General features: G+C 60.6%; 1 pseudogene. It reads right to left on the reverse strand.

What is annotated here, in order from left to right:
• Positions 1 to 302: pseudogene (locus OZ411_RS43265) on the reverse strand (IS5/IS1182 family transposase); the annotation flags it as partial.

The following is a 302-nucleotide window of genomic DNA, read 5'->3' on the forward strand; positions in this document are numbered from 1 at the left end:
ATCGAGCGCGCGTCAGGATCGGTCAGCGAGATCTGCTTGTCCTCGCTCTTCATCATCTCCGCATTGATCGCATTGAGCCGGGCGATCTCCTTCTTGAGCTTCTCGATCTTGCCCTTCAACCTCGCAACTTTCGCCTCTGGCACCGCATCGCCGTGCCGATCGGCGGTCTCGAGCTGCGAGAGATACCGGGCGATGCTCTCGTCGATCCGCTCCAGGCGCCGCTTCATCTTCGCCTCGGTGAAGTTCTTGTCCCGCGCATTGACCGCCTTGAACTTCGATCCATCGATGGCGACGCTCGCTGC

The sequence above is a fragment of the Bradyrhizobium sp. Arg237L genome, assembly GCF_029990105.1.
Classification (GTDB): Bacteria; Pseudomonadota; Alphaproteobacteria; order Rhizobiales; family Xanthobacteraceae; genus Bradyrhizobium.